This window comes from Sphaerospermopsis kisseleviana CS-549, assembly GCF_028329225.1.
GTDB classification, from domain to species: domain Bacteria; phylum Cyanobacteriota; class Cyanobacteriia; order Cyanobacteriales; family Nostocaceae; genus Sphaerospermopsis; species Sphaerospermopsis kisseleviana.
Genome location: NZ_JAQMTI010000026.1, coordinates 16,551 through 34,715, shown reverse-complemented (window position 1 = coordinate 34,715; position 18,165 = coordinate 16,551). Strand labels below are relative to the sequence as shown.

Here is an 18,165-nt window from a genome sequence, read left to right as displayed (position 1 = left end):
ATAATATGAACATCAAAGGTCAATTACAGTGTAAAGAAACTGCTCTTATTACTGGAGCAGCAAGTGGAATTGGCTACCAATTAGCCTATATATTTGCCTCTGAGAATTACAATCTAGTCCTAGTAGATAGAAACGAAATTAAACTTTTAGAAATCGCTATTGATTTTAAAGAGAAATTTAATATTCTTGTCAAAACTATTGTTAAAGATTTATCTATACATACTTCTCCCAACGAAATTTTTACAGAATTGCAACAAGATAATATTCAAGTTGATGTACTTGTGAATAATGCCGGATTTGGTACTTATGGTTTTTTTAATGAAACCAGCTTGAATCATGAATTAGAAATGTTGCAGGTTAACTTAGTTTGTTTGACTCATTTAACTAAGTTATTTCTCAAAAATATGGTTAAGCAAGGTAGGGGGAAAATATTAAATGTTGCTTCTGCTGCTGCTTTTCAACCTGGTCCTTTAATGGCGGTTTATTTTGCCACTAAAGCTTATGTTTTATCCTTTTCTGAAGCTATTGCTAATGAGTTAGAAGGTACAGGTGTAACAGTAACTGTTTTGTGTCCAGGTTCAACTGTATCTGCATTTCATGAACGCACAGGAATGGCAGATTCTAAATTGTTGAAAGGTCAAAAAATGATGGATGCTCAAACTGTGGCTTTGATGGGATATGATGCCTTAATGCGCGGTCAAACTATAGTTATTCCCGGACTTTTAAATCAAATTCTGGCGAAAAGTGTCAGATTTTTTCCTCGAAAGATGGTGACAAAAATTGTTAGAAGTATGCAAGAAAATAACTAATATTCAGTTCGATTAAATACTTCAGGACTTACGCAAAACAGAACGAAAGTCATGGGTAGGGAACAGGGGGAAGATGGGGAGGTAAATAACCCTATCACCAATAACCAGTCACCAATCACCTAAAATTACCACAGACTTTGATTGCTGTGATATTATAAGAGACTGCTGCATACATTTAGCGAAAATCGAAGTTTAATCAATCATGGCTCTCACGCAACAGCGCAAACAAGAAATTCTCTCTGGCTTCCAAGTACACGAAACCGATACCGGATCTGCGGATGTCCAAATCGCTATGTTGACTGATCGTATTAACCGCCTCAGCCAACACCTGCAAGCTAACAAAAAAGATCACTCCTCCCGCCGAGGACTATTAAAGATGATCGGACAGCGCAAGCGTCTTTTAGCTTATGTTCTCAAAAACGACCGGGAAAAGTATCAGGCTTTGATTTCTCGCCTGGGCATTCGTGGTTAGGAATTATTGCTTATGTCTGCTGAAGGATCAGAACGCAGTAATTTACCTTTTGAGCCAAATAAAAAGCGTCAAAAACCTGTAAAAACTAAAACTCAACCGATAGTAAAAACACAGGAATCTAATCAAAAGTCGCCACAGCAACCACCTTACACGAAAGAGGAAATGGCGATTCCTGAAGTGGTCAGCCAGCGGATGATCCGCAGAGTCGCTGCATTTTGTGGGATACCTACGGCTTTAGGTATTACTACTCTGGTGGTCAGCTATTTGTTGGTCAGTTACGCTCATGTCCAATTACCTCCCATCGCAGTATTATTGGTGAATATGGGATTATTTGGGTTAGGGGTTTTAGGCATAACCTACGGTGTACTTTCCGCCTCTTGGGATATAGAAAGACCTGGTACTTTACTAGGTTTTGGTGAATTTAGTACCAATTGGGGCAGAATGGTCGAAGGTTGGCGAGAAACACGCAAAAAGAACGTCTGATCAACGGCGCTCAGGTATCTTGAGATAACTGCCATATTGGGTAAATTAGGAAATGACTCTTATCTGATTTATACCCAATATGCAGACAAAGTACCTGGCGCTACATTTTTTATATATCTTCTCGCTTAATTATCTCGCTTAATTATTTAGTAATTCCAGTAGCCAAAAATTAAATCAACATTCCTGACTCGGTAAATATTTGACTCAAAGTTTACTCAAAAATACAGGGATTTTCAAATGATTGTTGTAATGAAAGTCGGCTCCCCACAGTCAGAAATAGATCGTTTAACTCAAGAATTAGCTGACTGGGGTTTAACACCAGAAAAAATCATTGGCAAACATAAAGTAGTAATAGGTTTAGTAGGTGAAACGGCGGATTTAGATCCCCTGCAAATTCAAGAACTCAGTCAATGGATCGAACAAGTTTTACGGGTGGAAGTACCCTATAAACGCGCTAGTCGTCAGTTCCGCCACGGTGAAGCTTCTGAGGTGGTGGTAAATACTCCCGATGGTCCTGTAATTTTTGGTGAACATCATCCTTTAGTTGTGGTTGCTGGACCATGTTCGGTGGAAAATGAAACCATGATTGTGGAAACTGCACAGCGGGTTAAGGCGGCTGGTGCTAAGTTCCTGCGTGGTGGTGCATACAAACCCCGAACTTCACCCTATGCTTTCCAAGGTCACGGTGAAAGTGCTTTGGAGTTGTTAGCAAAGGCGCGGGAAGTCAGTGGACTGGGAATCATTACTGAGGTGATGGACGCTGGAGATTTGGAAAAAATCGCCGAAGTTGCTGATGTGATTCAGGTAGGGGCGAGAAATATGCAAAATTTCTCTCTCTTAAAACAAGTAGGGGCGCAATCTAAGCCAGTGCTTTTAAAACGGGGAATGGCAGCAACTATTGAAGATTGGTTAATGGCCGCTGAGTATATTTTGGCTGCTGGTAATCCCAATGTGATTTTGTGTGAACGGGGAATTAGAACTTTTGACCGTCAGTATACGCGCAATACTTTAGATTTATCTGTTGTGCCGGTGTTAAGAAAACTGACTCACCTACCGATTATGATTGATCCTAGTCATGGTGTGGGTTGGGCTGAGTTTGTACCTGCAATGGCAATGGCAGCGATCGCAGCTGGTACAGATTCTTTAATGATTGAAGTTCACCCCAACCCAGCCAAGGCTTTATCCGATGGACCCCAATCTTTAACACCAGACAGGTTTGATCAACTCATGTCAGAATTAGCAGTTATTGGTAAAGCCGTCGGTCGTTGGCCACAACCTGCATTGGCAATTGTGTAATATAACAGGTGACAGGTGACAGGTGACAGTAGAGATGAGGAGATGAGGAGATGGGGAGATGGGAAGATGGGAAGATGGGAAGAAATATTTACCTTCTGCCTCCTGCCTCCTGCCTCCTGCCTCCTGCCTCCTGCCTTCTGCCTCCTGCCTCCTGCCCCCTGCCTTCTATTTATCTTCTTCTGCTACCAAAACCAGAAGAACGACGGCCTGAAGAACGACTACCACTGCCAAAACTACTGCCAGAATTACGGCGAGTAGAACTGGAATTACCAGAAGGACGGAGATTACTACTACCAAAACCTGAACCTGTTGCTCTATTACCTGTATTCGTGCGGGTTGTGGTAGAAGTAGAACCCCCTGTGTTTCTGATCGAACCTGTAGTGCGGAAAGCTGTACGATTTCTTACGGCTGCCGGTGGTTCATTATACCGAGAACGATAACTGGAAACGGCTGCATCATAGCTAGAACCATATCCACCATAACCGGTCATAATTCCACCGGGCTGATAAACGGGAGGTACATAATATTGAGGTCTAAATAACAGACTACCAATAGCTTGACCTGCTATGTTACCAGCTAAAGCTCCAGCAAAAGGTGTCCAGAAGTTAGATTCTTGACGTACAATTACGGTTTCTTGTTGTCCGGTTTGGGGATTGGTTTTGGTTTCGGTGACGTTGTGAACGTACTCAATTTTAAAGTCTTCTGTCAGATATAAGGCTGTCTGACCATTTTCTACTTTGAGATAGGTTTTTTTACCTGCTTTGAGTTCTTCATCTGTCAACCGAGCCATTTGTAACTTTTCTGTGCTAAAGGTAGGCGGCTGACTACCAAGTAAAAACAGCGTATACTCCCCATTAGCATCATTGTAAGTAGCCTGTTGTACGTCGTACCGTCCATCATTTAATTTGGTGGGGGTTGCACTTTGGCTGCTACTTTGGCTACTACTTTGAGTAGAAGATGTAGTTTGGTTTCCTCCCCCACAGGCGACACTTGTCAAGCACAAACTTAGTGCTAAACAAAAAATTGTTAGTTTACGCATTATAGTCCTGATCATTAGATAATTGTCCTTATGTGTTAGTTATCATTGTCGATGTTAGGTGTGATAACTAAAGAGTAACAACAAGTTACAATGGGATCAATTCTGGAAAATACTGCAACAATTGATCGTTTGTGAGTTCGTCTCCTAGCTGGGCTGGTGAGAAATGCACTTGGATAGCTCGGAGTTTATGGTTGTGGTGTAAGTTGATGAAAGCTTTCAATCCTTCTTTTAAGGCTTGGATGTTGGAAAGGTCTGTTTCTAATTCTGGTACTTCTCCTTCATAAGCCACTGTTAGCATAATCACAATGTTGCGGGTGACAGGAATGGATAAAGGTTGATCGTAACTAGAGGAAGAACCTAAATCAAATTCAGCGCCGTATCTTTGGGCGCAGTCGGTAAATAATTCATTGACATAATCTCCCGCTTCTCCTTCATTCCAAAAAACATCTCCTTCATTAGCTGCTGAAAGCCAGTATTCATCATATCTGAGCAAAGTTTCACAAATTTCTACTAATCCTTCGCCCAAAACTTCTAAATCGCCCTCAGCGTCAATCGCTTCTCTGGCGGCGCGGTTTAAAACTCCTAAAATTGGTGCTACTTCACTGCCGGCTAAATGCACAAATAAACGACAAACTACATAGCGAGTTCTACCCATCATTTTATTAAAAAAATTGCTCATTTTTCTTCTCCATATAATTTTCTTAGTTATAGCAGGAGTCAGAAATACAGATAATATTTCAAAGTTTAGTTGTTAAAGGCAAAAATGAAAATTGGTATTTTAGGACTGGGACTGATAGGGGGTTCATTAGGTTTTGATTTACGTTCCCAAGGACATTATGTTTTAGGAGTTAGCCGTCGTGAATCAACCTGTCAAAAAGCTGTTGACATTGGCAGTGTCGATCAAGCATCAATTGATTTGAGTTTGTTAGCTAGTGCTGAAGTTGTGTTTATTTGTACTCCTATAGGACTGATTGTGCCTCAAGTTGAACAGTTGGTTGCTCATTTGCCCGAGACTACTATTGTAACTGATGTAGGTTCAGTAAAAGCACCTATAGTCAATGCAATTTCTCCTCTATGGAATAATTTTATTGGCGGTCATCCTATGGCGGGAAATACAGATGTGGGTATAGAGGCCGCACAGCGCAATTTATTTGTGAATCGACCTTATGTACTCACACCAATAGAAACAACCCCAACTACTGCCATTACTGTTTTAGAGGAAATTGTGCGATCGCTTGGTTCTATTATCTATCATTGTCAGCCAGAAAAACATGACCGGGCTGTGGGTTGGATTTCCCATTTACCTGTGATGGTTAGCGCCTCTTTGATGGCTGCTTGTTTGGGTGAAACCGATCCAGAAATTTTTCAATTAGCCCAAAACCTTGCTAGTTCAGGATTTCGAGATACCAGCCGCGTTGGTGCAGGAAATCCAGAATTAGGGGTGATGATGGCGCAATATAATCGTCAAGCATTAATCAATTCACTACATCAATATCGTCAAAACCTCGACATATTTATTAACGTGATTGAACAGGAAAACTGGGAAGTTTTAGAGCAAAAGCTCAAGTTAAATCAACAAAATCGTCCTAAATTTGTGGAATAGATAATATCCTGAATTATGTACGGGTTTAGCATTACTAAACCCCTACTAACTCCTGACTACTATACGGGTTTTATAAACATCAAATTTATGTAATTTTGTTGCTTGTTGAGATAATTTGAATTTTGTCTGAATCAGAATGTCCAGGATTTGAGGGTTTTCAGGATACGAACGCAGATCAACGCAAGTAATAAAATCTTTTCAATCAACCATAATATTAATTATTGAGATATATCCTGAATAAAGAATTTACCTTAAATTTCACTTTCTCTTCTATTAGCACCTTTTCCACCAAACACCGACGATTTAAAGACTGTAAAACTTTGATAAATCTAGCATTTGATAATTCCAAATCAGTAGGTTTTTGAGAAATATCTATCGCTTCATTTTGTCTTGCTAACCAATTAATTATATTTTCTAATATCCATTGTTTGAGAGTGGCAATTTCTGAAGTGCGTCCATATTTATAGTTTAATTCTGGTGCTTTTGTAAGGTCAATTATTGGGGTTTGGTTTTGCGAAGAAGATGATTGATTTTGTATATCTTCTAAAGATTGGGAGTTTTCTCTACAGATATTGATACGGCTTTTATTTATATTAGGATTACTAATAATCAATGAAGAATTACCATAATTGTAGATAGTAGATGCAGCTTGATTTTCTAAAATAGAACGAACATTACTTTGTTTAATATCTTCTTTAAAAACCTCAGATAGAAGTTTCCATAATTTTGATGGACAAATACCAGAATCAGGTTATCATCCTTCTAATATTCAACTACCACAACAACAGTTTCCCCAAGGACAAATCAAACCTGCACCTTCAGCCAAAAATGATGTTGTCACACTTTTAAAGTTAGCTCAAAGTAAAGGTGGTAGTATATCACTCACTGATGCAGTGATTGAACTTGCTCAACCTACTTCAGAAGTGCGCTCAATTTTAGAAACTATTTGTACTGATGGACTCATGGAAATTACCAACGATAAATCCACAGGAGCAATAATTTACAAATTACTATAAGTATAGTAGGGTGGGTTAATGAGGGCGTAACCCACAACAGTAAATTCTTAAATCCTGGATATCCTGATTCAGACAAAATACTAGATCCCGGACTTCTTAAAGAAGTCCGGGATATGAAGTATGTGGGTATTAATAAATTCAACATCCTGAAAATCCTGAAATCCTGGATATCCTGATTCAGACAAATTGATAAAATGAATAATCAGATTTACAAACCTAGAGGAATACGATCATCACCTTTCTCTAAAACCAGACGAAACCCACAAGATTGAACTATTTGCAAAAACTTACTAAAGTTAATATCATTTTTCTTTCCAGAACAAATATCTTGAATAACAGCAGGAGAAAGATTAACTTCTTTAGCTAATTGTTCAATAGAAATATGATCATTTTCCATGATAGAAACTAAAAATTCAGATAGTAAAAACTCCTGATATCCTGATGCAAACTTAGCTTGAAAATCATCATCTTGCATCATTCTATCAAAAGTTGATAACTGTTCATTCTTCTTCATAATATTTTCCTTCCTCATGACGTTGAATAAAAGCATTCATATATTGTATAGCTTTCTCTTTTTGATTGTTGGGTAGTTTTTGTGTTTTTTTCTGAAAAGCATTAGTGACAATAATTTTTTTACCAGTAAAAAAGAAACATAAAAATCTATCTGGTTGTGGTTTAAAAGCGTAAATTTTATCTCCTTCATTACGAAATTGCTCTTTATTACTTATTTTGCCAAAATCACCAATTCTTTTCACTAAAAATAAAAATTTTAATTGTTGTTGTTCGGATAGTTGATTAAAATACTCCAGAGCTTCACTTTCACCATTTTCATCAAAATACCACTCCAACTGAAAAACTGAACCAACATAAATTATATATTCTTTCTTCATATAGCTGTAGCCAGAATTGATTATGAAATTATTAATCCTTAACAACTGATAATAGCAAGGGTTTCACTCTTGCCTTCTGCTATAGCTCATGATTATAGCATATCTGTTTACAAATTAATCAAAGTAACTCAAATAGCATTTTATCAAAAAACACATCCTAAAAATCTTTAAATCCTGGATATTATCTCGACTTACTTCGACTGCGCTCAGTACAGGTCGCTCGATAACCACCTGATTCTGACAAAATCACATCCTAAAAATCCTCATTCAAACAATTATTATCAAACACCCTTCACCCCTATCAAACCCCGATCAAAAACACGATTATTAGTACCAATACCACTCACCTCAATTCTATCCGCATACACATCATAAGCAGCAAAACTTAAATTACTTGTAGAATATTCAGTCCACTCAGAACGACCCACAGAACGATTTCCTGCACCCGCACCACAAATTAAATAAGTAGTACCATTAATAGAACGAGTGCGTTCATAATGATGTTCATGACCATTAATATAAAGCTGCACACCATACTTTTTAAATAAAGGAGTAAACACTTTGATAAAATTAGCATTACTCCCATAAACACCAGAAGCATAAATCGGATGATGACCAAATACAATCTTCCAAGCAGCTTTACTCAAACTCAATTCTTTCTCTAACCAAATTAGCTGATTTTTCCAATCAGCGTTCCCATTAGTATCTAAAGCAAAAAACTGTACATTATCCCTCATAAATGTATAGTATCTTCCCTGCATATTAAAACCTGGATAATTTACCTGTTCAACACCATTATCAGTTCTAATATCGTGATTACCTAAACAAGCATAAAATTTCACACCTTTTTTCAACAAAGGTTGATAAGGACGCTCAAAAACTACCCCTATTTTCTCAATTTCCCCATTGTTATAAATATTATCACCAGCTAAAATAACTAAATCATAAGGATTTTTTTGATGATAAAAATTCATCGCTCTAGCAACAGCATACTGTCCTTTAGCACCCGTTCCCGTATCCGCAACCGACACAAACCGCAATAATAAATCTTGTGGGTGAGAATTTGCAGCGATAGCAGTTTCTACAACAGAATTTTTACTATTTTTATCAAAAAAATTACCAGCAAACAAACCCGAAACCAACCCACTCAAACCACCTAAAACTAAAAATTTCCGACGTTTCATATTTATAAATCAATAAATCAACAAATCAACATCAATTATATGTCACAAGATAGAAAACGCCAACCCAGAAAACAACAAAAAACTCCAACTGCTCCACAACCTGACAAAAAAAATCAACCTATTTGGAAAATAGCAATAATTCAATTTCTCCGAGTAACAATAGGAATTTTAGAAAATACAGTAGTCAAACTAGAAACAGAAGCACCTCCAACAACTGAAAAAAAACCTCATCTTTTAGCACGGGTTTTCTTAGCATGGGATAAATTTTTACAAACATTCCGCTTGTTTTTACCATCCAAGGTTGCTAATAATGTATCAGATTTTACCTTAAACGCAATTTTTGCTATTTTTGCGGTGGTGATAGTCGGGGTTACAGCAGCTTTCTTGACTCCCAAACCTACTCAAGTAGCAACCATTCCCCCAGATATTCCTTTAGTTGCAGAAGTTCCCACACCCAAACCTATCCCAGAACCTACACCCGAACCTATCCCAGAACCTACACCAGAACCCACATCCGAACCAGAACCCACACCAGAACCTACACTAGAACCTACCCCCGAACCTACACCAGAACCCACACCAGAACCTACACCAGAACCAGAAGCAGTACAATTAACACCAGAACAAGCTTTAATAGCAGCAATAGAACAGCAACTTGCGGAAATTACCGTTATCTCCGTACAAACCAAAGAAGATGAAAATATTGCTATTAATCTGATAAAATCAATCCAAGCTAATTTTCGCACCAGCGACTTAACCATAAGAATTAGTGATGATTGGTACACCTTAGAACCATCACAACAGCAACAATTAGCAGCGGATATATTAAAACGCTCTCAAGAACTAGATTTTACACATTTACAACTTGTTGATGCTGAAAATAAATTAATTGCACGTAGTCCCGTTGTGGGTAATGAAATGATCATCTTTAGTAAACATTCATGAATCAGGATTCATGACTAGCAAAATTTGTAGTTAAAAGTAACCATTGTGAAATTTGCATCTTATGAGATAAAATAGGTAATTTATCAGTTGAAAGACTCCTCTTTTAAATATGACCAAAACTTACGCCGTCGAAATTAACCACCAAGGCACAATTTATAATTTGCAAGTTCCTGAAAATGAAACTATCTTAGCTATTGCAGAAACAAAAGGTTTAGATTTACCAGCTTCCTGTCATGCTGGAGTTTGTACAACTTGTGCTGCTTTGATAACTCAAGGAAGGGTAGATCAATCTGAGGGAATGGGTGTAAGTCCAGAATTGCAAAAACAAGGTTATGCTTTACTTTGTGTAGCTAAACCTCTTTCTGATTTAAAAATCGAAACAGACAAAGAAGAAGTAGTTTATCAGAAGCAATTTGGTAAAAGTTAGTCAACCGATTAATGGGTGATGAGTGATAGGATAAGTAATAAATGTTTACCAATCACAAATCACCAATTACCCAAAAATAGCTGTATTCTATAAATAACCAAAACCCTATATTTTACCATCATGACCACTCATTTTATTACTGCCGAAATAGACCTGCAAGAAACACCCACAGAATTACAAAAAGCCATTGAAGCGGAACTAAAAAAACAAGGTGAACCCCTGCGCTGGGCGGTTACTTCCGTTGATGAAGAACAGGAAAAAGCCACAGTAGAAGCAGTTGTCACCACAGCAAACCCTGAATAATTAAGATTAAGGCGTTGCTGAATGAGCATGAAAAAACTGAGAAATTTACAACTAGCAACTTTGCGCCTTTGCTCCTTTGTGCCTACCCTGCGGGATCTCCTGACAGAGATTGCGCGGAAACATAATTCATAATACCATCATGCAACGCCCATATACAGCAATTTTAATTATACCTACTGGCATAGGCGCGTCCATAGGTGGTTATGCAGGTGACGCATTACCAGTAGCTAGAGTTATATCACAGGTGTGCGATCGCTTGATCACTCATCCCAACGTCCTAAATGGTGCAAGTTTATACTGGAATATTCCCAACGCCTTCTATGTAGAAGGATATGGTTTAGATAAATTTGCCGCTGGAGAATGGGGTTTAAGACCCGTGCATAGTAACCGAGTAGGTTTACTTTTAGACCAAGGACTAGAACCAGAATTAATGCTGCGACACCTGCAAACAGCAGACGCAGCCAGAGCCACACTAGGATTAAACATTACAAATCATGTAATTACAGATGCCCCATTAAACGTAGAATTACGCATATCTTCATCTGGTGTAAGTTGGGGAACAATAGGCAACCCAGACAGTTTATTGCGGGCAGCAGAAAAATTGATTAAAAAAGAGAAAGCAGAAGCGATCGCAGTAGTAGCCCGGTTTCCCGATCATATAGATGAACAAGCAACGCAAAATTACCGTCATGGAAAAGGCGTAGACCCCCTAGCAGGTGCAGAAGCAGTAATTAGCCATTTATTAGTGCGAACCTTTAAAATACCTTGCGCCCATGCACCAGCCCTAGCACCAGCACCCCCAGATCCCGATTTATCTCCCCGTTCCGCAGCCGAAGAAATAGGTTATACTTTTTTACCATGCGTCCTTGTCGGTTTAAGTCGCGCCCCTCAGTTTATCGTCAACAGAGAATTTATCAATTCTTTACAAGCAGATATTTGGGCAGATCAAGTAGATGCTGTAATAGTACCAGCAAACGCCTGTGGGAGTAGTACCTTACTAAGTTTAAGCCAGAAACAATGCCAAATAATAACTGTTACAGAAAATAAAACTTTAATACAAGTTCCTGCCCCAGCGTTAGGAATAAAATCTATAAAGGTAAACTCTTATGTAGAAGCAGTCGGTGTCTTAGTCGCCCACAAAGCAGGTATTAATCCTTGGTCATTAGTCATTAGTCATTAGTCATTAGTCATTAGTCATTAGTTATTAGTTATTCTCCCCCTGCTCCCAGTCCCCAGTCCCCAGTCCCCAGTCCAGTCCTCATTATTTAAACGCCTGTGGTAGAACAACAAAAGCAAGAACCAGAAATTCCTGAACTCTCACGCACCCAAGTCCTGGTAGCTATGGGCGCAACAGCGATTATTTTATGGATAGCCGCCAAATTGTGGCTGCGCTTTGGTAACGTTGCCCTATTTAAGTTGTACTGGGAACCCCAGGATTTATTTTTGGGTTTGGGGTTGGGTTTAGTCATCACTGTTTTTAGTGGTTTAGCTTATCGCTTCTCTCCTCCCTATCGCAAAAGCGCAGATTATTACCTAGAAATGGTAATTAAACCGTTAGCTTTACCAGACTTGCTCTGGCTGGGGCTGTTACCGGGTTTAAGTGAAGAATTATTATTTCGCGGTGTCATGTTACCCGCTTTGGGCGCTGATCATGTAGCCGTCATGGTCTCCAGTCTTTGTTTTGGAGTATTACATCTCAGTGGTGCTGAACAATGGCCTTATGTAATTTGGGCAACTATTATCGGTATCATCTTGGCATATAGCGCCTTATTGAGTGGCAACTTGTTAGTACCAATAATGGCTCATATCCTGACAAATTGGCTATCTAGCTATCTGTGGAAAATTCGGCAATTATAGCAGGGGAATGGTGACTGGTGACTGGTGACTGGTGACTGGTGACTGGGGAAACAGGAAATATTTAGGGTTTGCTGATAGCGTAGCGTGGCGTTAGCCATATAAATCCGAAAACTTTACAGGTAAAGGGTTTTAGCTATTTTGACTTGTACTGAGCGACTTGTACTGAGCCTGTCCTGAGCGGTGTCGAAGGGCAGCGTCGAAGGGCGCAGTCGAAGTAAGTCGAAGTAAGTCGAAGTAAGCCGAAGTAAGCCGAAGTGCTTTCAAAAAGTGCCAGCTTTTATGAGGTGGCAACTGAAAAACCTTGCACTTAATTCCTACTTAAAGAAAAAATCGTTCCTATCCAACTCTTGAAACTGTCACCGTGGCGTAGCACCTGTAACCTGTCACCTAGCTTTCACAGATAACTTTTTCAGCAAACCCTATTTATCTTTCTCCTGCCTCCTGCCTCCTAAAAAAGATTACACCCAGAAAATCCGAAAAAATTCTGGGTGTCACTAGTAAACTTCTCACACTTCCCGATCTATCTTGTAAAAACGCTTATTCAATAATGAATGGACAATTAACAATGAACAATTGAGAACTACCTCTCCCTTGAAGGGAGAGGAGCAAAAAAGCGGAATTTTTTTCTTTTTTTCCCTTTGAAAGGGGAGGTTTTAAACCGTTCGGCTGACGCTCACGGCGAAAGCCTTGAGTGAAACAATTGTCAATTATCAATTATCAATTATCAATTGCTAACTGGCTTTTTCCTTAGAAATCATCAACCAAAGAACTCAGGCGACTGATTACAGGGTCGACCTCTTGGGGAGTAGGATCGGGAGTAGAAGCAGTTTCATTAACTACTTCTACCGTTGCTATAGATGAATTTGCGGGTTGAAAAGATGCTGCTTGATTGACCATGATTGCCAATTGTGCAACTTGTTGACTAAGTTGTAATATCTGGCTTTCCATCACCTGCAAACGATTGGATTCCTTAGCAAAAAAACGTTCCTCAAGTCCAGCTATCTGACGTTGCAACTCACCGAGTTGTTGTTCCATCGGTAGTGCTGCTGTATTCGGAGAAGGTCGTACAGAGTCCGGTACACATAAAGCTTGCCAAAGAGCCTCTTTACAGAGGTCACTGAAAGTCTTTTCTGGTTGCGCCTCCAAGTAACTTTCTACCTGTGCTAACAAGCTCTCATCACCAATTTCTGGATTGAAAGTGACGGATTTAACTACCTTTTTTGACCATTGGAACATCAGTTTTATTACCTAGCAGCGCGAACAGCAGAAGCAGACAATTGCGCCTCTCCGTAAAGATATTGACCTAAAGCGTTAGCTTGGCGGGAGGGTGCAGCCAGATGGGCATTAATCTTAGCTTCTTTGAGCAGACGTTGTACATCTTCCCAGAAGAACTCACCACCACCACCAGTGATAATTACATCTGTAACACGTTCTGGTAACCAAGCCAGCACACGATTGCAAATTTCGCGTGAAAACTGCTCTGTGAGGTTCGGCAGAAAATCATCTAGGTTAGTGGGTTTGCTTGCACCTTTAGGACGATAAAAACGCTCACCTTTGGGCTTATTAACCGCAGAAATCAGTGCTAGAGATTGACTATCAGCCCCTTCTATTTCATTAGCTACCAGTTCATAAAACTTGCTCATGCCAAAGTCTTCACTTTGAGAAAGACCTCTAGCAAAGCGGAAATTATCCACCATGATACAATCAATGGTTTGATGTCCAATATCGACAATTCCCACTGATATTTTGGTAAAATCAGGGGATGAGGGGGTTTTATTAGGTTGAGCTTCAGACCACAGCAGACTGCCGTAACCTTCTGGCATCACCCAAACTTTAGTTATATTTAACGACAAAGATTCCCCACGGAAGTTGAAGACATGGGGACCTGTTACTTGGCTGATTAAAGCGGTTTTTTCCTTTTCAAACTGTTCCAAGGACAGGAAAGGCAGACCTAAGACAACGGAAATTTCGTCTTTGAGTTTAAAGTAGCCAGCAGCTGCCAATACTTTGACCAGTGCATCTTCTACCTTAGATTGTCCAACTCCTAAACCTGCACCAAAGTCTGCTGCTAACTGCCCTACAGCATAGCCCTTGCCTTGATATTCCATCCACAAATCCATTAAAGGATCGGTTGCCTTAGATTCAAACACCCCACCACGTATTTGTTCAATTGACATTTGCTTGACATTGGCAGGGATGAAGGCAACATTGCCAGGTTCGCGGCTGACACAAGTTTTGGTAGATGTTCTACCTAAATCAACGCTGAGAATGTTTTTACCCGAAATTGAGGCTGGCTTATTAACATTGTTGTTTATAGGGGCTGATGCTACTCGATTCATGGGTATAGCAGCAGCATTCATCGGATTAGCTACGGGTGGTTGGTCTGTCATGAAAGCTCCTATGTGGTGACGTAACTGTAAAAAGTTATCATGCCCATCTTACAAAAATACAAGATCAAAAAAATTTTCAGATGGGTCAAGTGTAGCTAGAAATACGGCAAAATTTATTGTAGGCGATTGGAAATGTAACATTATTTTGGATTTATTGTACAGGCAAAATTTTCACATATAGCCAGTGGAAAGTGGAGATATTTCCGTTACTAGCCGCCGAAACCTCTCTACAGCAGCCATATATTGAAAACTGAACTATATTCATCTGCGAGTTTCTCGACTTTGGCGCTTGAGTACCCAAAGTAAGAATACTACCAATAGACCTCCCAGGACAATTTTAGATACAGGGGCAAGGTATTTCTGCACAAGTTCATACTGGATTCCTAACCAGTATCTGGAATATGTGAGCAAAGCCACCCAGGCAGCACTACCCAAAGTTGTGTAAAATAAGAAAGGCAACAAGGGCATATTGCTCATACCTGCGGGAACAGAAATCAAAGTACGAATTCCTGGTACAATACGACCAATTAATACTGCTTTTCCCCCATGTCTGTTAAACCATCCTTTAGCCCTATCAATATCTTCGCTAGATATAGTCAACCATCTACCGTACTTGTTAGCTAATTGTTTTAAGCGTCGTTCCCCCAAAAACTTACCAGGATATTACCAGATCAGTGCGCCCGCGACAGAACCCAAAAGTCCTGATAAAAACACACCTATTATATTCAGCTTTGCTCCTCCTGGTTGATATGGACAGGACGTAAATCCTGCCAATGGCATAATCAATTCAGAAGGTATGGGGGGAAAAAGGTTTTCTAGGAACATCAGCAGGGTGATTCCTAAATATCCCAAAGAGCTAATGGTCTTGGTTATCCATTCGAGCATACTGGTGATTGGTGATACAATTTTGGATTTTGGATTTTGGATTTTGGATTGTATTCAGTTACGTCCAATCTAAAATCTAAAATCTAAAATCTAAAATTTTTGTCCCCATTCCCCAGTCACCTATTCTAAACAGTTGGCGTTAATGATTGTACTATCGATCCGGATTCCCATTCTAATGGGTTCCAATCCCGCTCTTCTACAGCCATTTGCTCAATTAAACTGGCTAACCTCAGAGCTTTAAGGGCTTGTTCACCACCCACAGAAGGCTGATTACCTCCATGTACACAGTTAACAAAATGCTCTAACTCTGCGCTTAAAGGTTGAACGTTACTAGTATAGACTTTTTCTATCAAACCATCTTGCCTATACAGAACCTGCCGATGGTCGTTATGCGGATTAGTATTTTGGCGATGAATCAAAATTTCATTTTTGAGGAAATCGGCTTCAGTAAATGAATTTTTGCAATGGGCGACGATGCGGCGAATTTTACGGTGAGTGACTTTACTGGCGGTGAGAGTGGCGACAATGCCATTGGCAAAGCCTAATGTGGCAGTCACATAATCTAAATAACCAGAGTCTAGGGAACGAGTGCCATTCGCTGTTAATTTGACTACGGGTGAACCAGCTAATTCTAAAAGTAGGTCAATGTCATGGATCATTAAATCCAGCACGACTGAAACATCATTCGCCCTGGCTGAATAAGGACTCATCCGATGCGCTTCTAAGGCCAAGACTTCCTCTGTTTTCAGGACTTGACTCAGTTCTCTAAAGGCTGGATTAAAACGCTCAATGTGTCCTACCTGCAAAATACATTGAGACTCAGCGGCTGCGTTGACGAGTGATTCTGCTTCGGAAATACTGGCAGCAATTGGCTTTTCAATCAAAACATGAATTCCTGCTAACAAACAGTTGATGCCTACGGCATAATGTAAGCGAGTGGGTACAGCAATACACACTGCATCTACATGGGGTAGCAGATCACAGTAATCTTCAAAAAAACGGACTTTGTATTTGCTGGCAGTTTCTAAGCCTCGTTCAACGTTGATATCAGAAACGCCTATCAGTTCAACATCTTTCATTGAACTGAGTACGCGGGTGTGATGTTGTCCCATGTTACCCACCCCAATCACGCCTATGCGGATTGCACGTGGCTGGTTGCGCTGTGAATATAGATTTGGTTCTGCCACTGATATGCTATTTTGCACTATTATTTTCTCCTCAACCACCAAATTTAAAAACGCTACGGTCGTTGGCATTTATACTGAACTGCCAAGTGTGATCCGTCTAAAACCATCCAGATGGTAACATAGTGGTTCTATTTATGAAGAATTTCAAAGTTTATGTTCAGTTCCCACTATCTTGCTAACTTTTGGATCGTTAGTTATTAATTTTCCTATGGTTTATAATTGACACAAAAAAATATGTGTTTTTTTATTGACTGACCATCTCAAAAATACTTACGTGGTAGCTTTCGGATGGCAGTTAGGTAATTAATAACTCAGATAAATACTTCCTTGGCTGCTGGATAAATTTATGACATTCTAATTTCCGTAAAATTATCAGTGACTGTAATTGGCTGCAAGGTTGTCTGTAAAAATTTTGCCAACGATACTGTAAATTGTTTTTTGCATTTTGATTTGCATTTTGATTTGCATTTTGAATTTAATTTTTTGTTTGTTGCATTTTGTTGATTGTCTCACCTTTTGGGTGAGATTGATGTTAGGGATTTTTTGAGATTTTTTTGCATGATGAAAGCTGTAATTCTATTGTCTGGCGGATTGGATTCTTCTACGGTTCTCTATCAAGCTAGGGCTGATGGTTGTGAATGTTACGCCATTTCTTTTGATTACCAGCAGCGACACCGCCGAGAGTTACAATCAGCTATGTTTGTAGCGCAGTCTGTAGGGGTTGTTCAACATCAGATAGTTAATTTTGATTTACGCTTATGGGGTGGTTCTGCTTTGACGGATGAGGCGATCGCTCTCCCTCAAGCACGTTCCCTGGATGAAATGTCACAAAGTATTCCTGTCACTTATGTTCCTGCCCGGAATACTATTTTTTTAAGTTTTGCTTTGGGTTATGCTGAGACTATCTGTGCACAACGTGTATACATTGGTGTTAATGCTTTAGATTACTCTGGTTATCCTGATTGTCGTCCTGATTATATCCAAGCGATGCAAGAAGTGTTCCGTTTGGGAACTAAACAAGGTCGGGAAGGACAACCTATTGATATTATTGCACCGCTAATTAATTTGAAAAAAACGGAAATTATCCAACTTGGTAATCAGTTAGATGTACCTTGGGAGTTAACTTGGTCTTGTTATGCTGGTGGTGATCAAGCTTGTGGGGTTTGTGATTCTTGTCGGTTGCGGTTAGCTGCTTTTGCACAGTTGGGTTTAAAAGATCCTGTTGATTATCTGTAGCATAAGGCAGGAGCTAAGTTAGTAGTGGATTTAAATCCACCACTATAGCAGGAGTCAGTAGGGGCGAAGCATTCGGACAAAAATATTGGGGAAAAATCGAGAATTGATCACCTGAATGCTTCGCCCGTAAAGGAGTCAGGAGT

General features: G+C 39.6%; 22 protein-coding genes and 1 pseudogene. 12 read left to right on the top strand and 11 right to left on the bottom strand.

Features of this window, described 5'->3' with window-relative positions; translation table 11 throughout:
- Positions 1-5 precede the first annotated feature (5 nt).
- The 4 genes from PN497_RS01945 to aroF all read left to right on the top strand — a co-directional run bounded on the left by PN497_RS01945 (position 6) and on the right by aroF (position 3,060).
- The gene (locus PN497_RS01945; protein WP_096572227.1) at positions 6-809 is read left to right on the top strand and encodes an SDR family NAD(P)-dependent oxidoreductase; all 804 of its coding nucleotides are present in this window, start codon (positions 6-8) and stop codon (positions 807-809) included.
- Positions 810-1,011: 202 nt separating this feature from the next.
- Positions 1,012-1,281, top strand: a complete 270-nt coding sequence (gene rpsO / locus PN497_RS01940) for a 30S ribosomal protein S15 (RefSeq protein WP_096572226.1) — start codon at positions 1,012-1,014, stop codon at positions 1,279-1,281.
- 12 nt (positions 1,282-1,293) lie between these two features.
- Positions 1,294-1,764, top strand: coding sequence for a PAM68 family protein (locus PN497_RS01935; protein ID WP_096572225.1), 471 nt, complete (start codon positions 1,294-1,296; stop codon positions 1,762-1,764).
- A 237-nt stretch (positions 1,765-2,001) separates the two neighbouring features.
- Positions 2,002-3,060 (top strand): 3-deoxy-7-phosphoheptulonate synthase, encoded by a 1,059-nt coding sequence (aroF, locus tag PN497_RS01930; protein ID WP_096572224.1) that lies wholly within the window; start codon positions 2,002-2,004, stop codon positions 3,058-3,060.
- Between the two features lie 169 nt (positions 3,061-3,229).
- On the opposite strand, the gene PN497_RS01925 is transcribed toward aroF, so the two are convergent.
- On the bottom strand, positions 3,230-4,114 hold the full coding sequence (locus tag PN497_RS01925; RefSeq protein ID WP_096572222.1) for a hypothetical protein: 885 nt from the start codon (positions 4,112-4,114) through the stop codon (positions 3,230-3,232).
- A gap of 70 nt (positions 4,115-4,184) precedes the next feature.
- Positions 4,185-4,778, bottom strand: coding sequence for a DUF1517 domain-containing protein (locus PN497_RS01920; protein ID WP_096572221.1), 594 nt, complete (start codon positions 4,776-4,778; stop codon positions 4,185-4,187).
- 84 nt (positions 4,779-4,862) lie between these two features.
- On the opposite strand from PN497_RS01920, the gene PN497_RS01915 reads away from it, so the two are divergent.
- Positions 4,863-5,702 (top strand): prephenate/arogenate dehydrogenase, encoded by an 840-nt coding sequence (locus PN497_RS01915; RefSeq protein WP_096572220.1) that lies wholly within the window; start codon positions 4,863-4,865, stop codon positions 5,700-5,702.
- Positions 5,703-5,916: 214 nt separating this feature from the next.
- Here PN497_RS01915 and PN497_RS01910 read toward each other — a convergent pair whose 3' ends face one another.
- Positions 5,917-6,315, bottom strand: coding sequence for a hypothetical protein (locus PN497_RS01910; protein WP_096572219.1), 399 nt, complete (start codon positions 6,313-6,315; stop codon positions 5,917-5,919).
- Positions 6,316-6,595: 280 nt separating this feature from the next.
- Between PN497_RS01910 and PN497_RS01905 the strand changes: the two genes are divergently transcribed.
- On the top strand, positions 6,596-6,718 hold the full coding sequence (locus PN497_RS01905) for a hypothetical protein (protein ID WP_268932406.1): 123 nt from the start codon (positions 6,596-6,598) through the stop codon (positions 6,716-6,718).
- A 208-nt stretch (positions 6,719-6,926) separates the two neighbouring features.
- Here the strand turns inward: PN497_RS01905 and PN497_RS01900 are convergent, their stop codons facing one another.
- The 3 genes from PN497_RS01900 to PN497_RS01890 form a co-directional block, all read right to left on the bottom strand.
- Complete coding sequence (locus PN497_RS01900; RefSeq protein WP_096572218.1) at positions 6,927-7,232, bottom strand: helix-turn-helix domain-containing protein; 306 nt, start codon at positions 7,230-7,232, stop codon at positions 6,927-6,929.
- The gene (locus tag PN497_RS01895; protein WP_096572217.1) at positions 7,219-7,608 is read right to left on the bottom strand and encodes a type II toxin-antitoxin system RelE/ParE family toxin; all 390 of its coding nucleotides are present in this window, start codon (positions 7,606-7,608) and stop codon (positions 7,219-7,221) included. Before PN497_RS01895 ends, PN497_RS01900 begins: the two co-directional genes overlap by 14 nt.
- 281 nt (positions 7,609-7,889) lie before the next feature.
- On the bottom strand, positions 7,890-8,792 hold the full coding sequence (locus PN497_RS01890; RefSeq protein ID WP_409349312.1) for a metallophosphoesterase family protein: 903 nt from the start codon (positions 8,790-8,792) through the stop codon (positions 7,890-7,892).
- A gap of 39 nt (positions 8,793-8,831) precedes the next feature.
- On the opposite strand from PN497_RS01890, the gene PN497_RS01885 reads away from it, so the two are divergent.
- The 5 genes from PN497_RS01885 to PN497_RS01865 all read left to right on the top strand — a co-directional run bounded on the left by PN497_RS01885 (position 8,832) and on the right by PN497_RS01865 (position 12,324).
- Positions 8,832-9,737, top strand: coding sequence for a hypothetical protein (locus tag PN497_RS01885; protein ID WP_272109441.1), 906 nt, complete (start codon positions 8,832-8,834; stop codon positions 9,735-9,737).
- Positions 9,738-9,846: 109 nt separating this feature from the next.
- Entirely contained in the window at positions 9,847-10,164 is a 318-nt protein-coding gene (locus tag PN497_RS01880) for a 2Fe-2S iron-sulfur cluster-binding protein (protein WP_096572215.1), read from the top strand.
- A gap of 120 nt (positions 10,165-10,284) precedes the next feature.
- Positions 10,285-10,467, top strand: a complete 183-nt coding sequence (locus PN497_RS01875) for a hypothetical protein (RefSeq protein WP_096572214.1) — start codon at positions 10,285-10,287, stop codon at positions 10,465-10,467.
- Between the two features lie 139 nt (positions 10,468-10,606).
- Positions 10,607-11,647: a DUF3326 domain-containing protein gene (locus PN497_RS01870; protein ID WP_096572213.1), complete on the top strand. Its 1,041-nt coding sequence runs from the start codon at positions 10,607-10,609 to the stop codon at positions 11,645-11,647.
- Between the two features lie 95 nt (positions 11,648-11,742).
- Positions 11,743-12,324, top strand: a complete 582-nt coding sequence (locus tag PN497_RS01865) for a CPBP family intramembrane glutamic endopeptidase (RefSeq protein ID WP_096572212.1) — start codon at positions 11,743-11,745, stop codon at positions 12,322-12,324.
- Here PN497_RS01865 and PN497_RS01860 read toward each other — a convergent pair.
- The 5 genes and pseudogenes from PN497_RS01860 to PN497_RS01840 form a co-directional block, all read right to left on the bottom strand.
- A complete protein-coding gene (locus PN497_RS01860) occupies positions 12,297-12,422 on the bottom strand; it encodes a hypothetical protein (RefSeq protein ID WP_272109437.1) in 126 nt (41 codons plus the stop codon). The two genes, PN497_RS01865 and PN497_RS01860, sit on opposite strands and share 28 nt — an antisense overlap.
- A gap of 649 nt (positions 12,423-13,071) precedes the next feature.
- Positions 13,072-13,560 carry a plasmid segregation centromere-binding protein ParR gene (locus PN497_RS01855; RefSeq protein WP_096572211.1) on the bottom strand — a complete coding sequence of 163 codons (489 nt, stop codon included), beginning with the start codon at positions 13,558-13,560 and terminating at the stop codon, positions 13,072-13,074.
- Positions 13,561-13,568: 8 nt separating this feature from the next.
- On the bottom strand, positions 13,569-14,714 hold the full coding sequence (locus PN497_RS01850; protein WP_096572210.1) for a ParM/StbA family protein: 1,146 nt from the start codon (positions 14,712-14,714) through the stop codon (positions 13,569-13,571).
- A 261-nt stretch (positions 14,715-14,975) separates the two neighbouring features.
- A pseudogene (locus PN497_RS01845) lies at positions 14,976-15,599 on the bottom strand (DedA family protein).
- Positions 15,600-15,724: 125 nt separating this feature from the next.
- The gene (locus tag PN497_RS01840; protein ID WP_096572875.1) at positions 15,725-16,804 is read right to left on the bottom strand and encodes a Gfo/Idh/MocA family protein; all 1,080 of its coding nucleotides are present in this window, start codon (positions 16,802-16,804) and stop codon (positions 15,725-15,727) included.
- 543 nt (positions 16,805-17,347) lie between these two features.
- On the opposite strand from PN497_RS01840, the gene queC reads away from it, so the two are divergent.
- On the top strand, positions 17,348-18,022 hold the full coding sequence (gene queC / locus PN497_RS01835; RefSeq protein WP_096572874.1) for a 7-cyano-7-deazaguanine synthase QueC: 675 nt from the start codon (positions 17,348-17,350) through the stop codon (positions 18,020-18,022).
- Positions 18,023-18,165 lie beyond the last annotated feature (143 nt).

Excerpts from the sequence above, each read along its gene's own strand:
- PN497_RS01855 (WP_096572211.1), bottom strand. The coding sequence starts at position 13,560 with ATGTTCCAATGGTCAAAAAAGGTAGTTAAATCCGTCACTTTCAATCCA.
- PN497_RS01935 (WP_096572225.1), top strand. The coding sequence starts at position 1,294 with ATGTCTGCTGAAGGATCAGAACGCAGTAATTTACCTTTTGAGCCAAAT.
- PN497_RS01870 (WP_096572213.1), top strand. The coding sequence starts at position 10,607 with ATGCAACGCCCATATACAGCAATTTTAATTATACCTACTGGCATAGGC.
- aroF (WP_096572224.1), top strand. The coding sequence starts at position 2,002 with ATGATTGTTGTAATGAAAGTCGGCTCCCCACAGTCAGAAATAGATCGT.
- PN497_RS01945 (WP_096572227.1), top strand. The coding sequence starts at position 6 with ATGAACATCAAAGGTCAATTACAGTGTAAAGAAACTGCTCTTATTACT.
- PN497_RS01880 (WP_096572215.1), top strand. The coding sequence starts at position 9,847 with ATGACCAAAACTTACGCCGTCGAAATTAACCACCAAGGCACAATTTAT.
- PN497_RS01875 (WP_096572214.1), top strand. The coding sequence starts at position 10,285 with ATGACCACTCATTTTATTACTGCCGAAATAGACCTGCAAGAAACACCC.
- PN497_RS01850 (WP_096572210.1), bottom strand. The coding sequence starts at position 14,714 with ATGACAGACCAACCACCCGTAGCTAATCCGATGAATGCTGCTGCTATA.
- PN497_RS01925 (WP_096572222.1), bottom strand. The coding sequence starts at position 4,114 with ATGATCAGGACTATAATGCGTAAACTAACAATTTTTTGTTTAGCACTA.
- rpsO (WP_096572226.1), top strand. The coding sequence starts at position 1,012 with ATGGCTCTCACGCAACAGCGCAAACAAGAAATTCTCTCTGGCTTCCAA.
- PN497_RS01915 (WP_096572220.1), top strand. The coding sequence starts at position 4,863 with ATGAAAATTGGTATTTTAGGACTGGGACTGATAGGGGGTTCATTAGGT.
- queC (WP_096572874.1), top strand. The coding sequence starts at position 17,348 with ATGAAAGCTGTAATTCTATTGTCTGGCGGATTGGATTCTTCTACGGTT.
- PN497_RS01895 (WP_096572217.1), bottom strand. The coding sequence starts at position 7,608 with ATGAAGAAAGAATATATAATTTATGTTGGTTCAGTTTTTCAGTTGGAG.
- PN497_RS01885 (WP_272109441.1), top strand. The coding sequence starts at position 8,832 with ATGTCACAAGATAGAAAACGCCAACCCAGAAAACAACAAAAAACTCCA.
- PN497_RS01890 (WP_409349312.1), bottom strand. The coding sequence starts at position 8,792 with ATGAAACGTCGGAAATTTTTAGTTTTAGGTGGTTTGAGTGGGTTGGTT.
- PN497_RS01920 (WP_096572221.1), bottom strand. The coding sequence starts at position 4,778 with ATGAGCAATTTTTTTAATAAAATGATGGGTAGAACTCGCTATGTAGTT.
- PN497_RS01900 (WP_096572218.1), bottom strand. The coding sequence starts at position 7,232 with ATGAAGAAGAATGAACAGTTATCAACTTTTGATAGAATGATGCAAGAT.
- PN497_RS01860 (WP_272109437.1), bottom strand. The coding sequence starts at position 12,422 with ATGGCTAACGCCACGCTACGCTATCAGCAAACCCTAAATATTTCCTGT.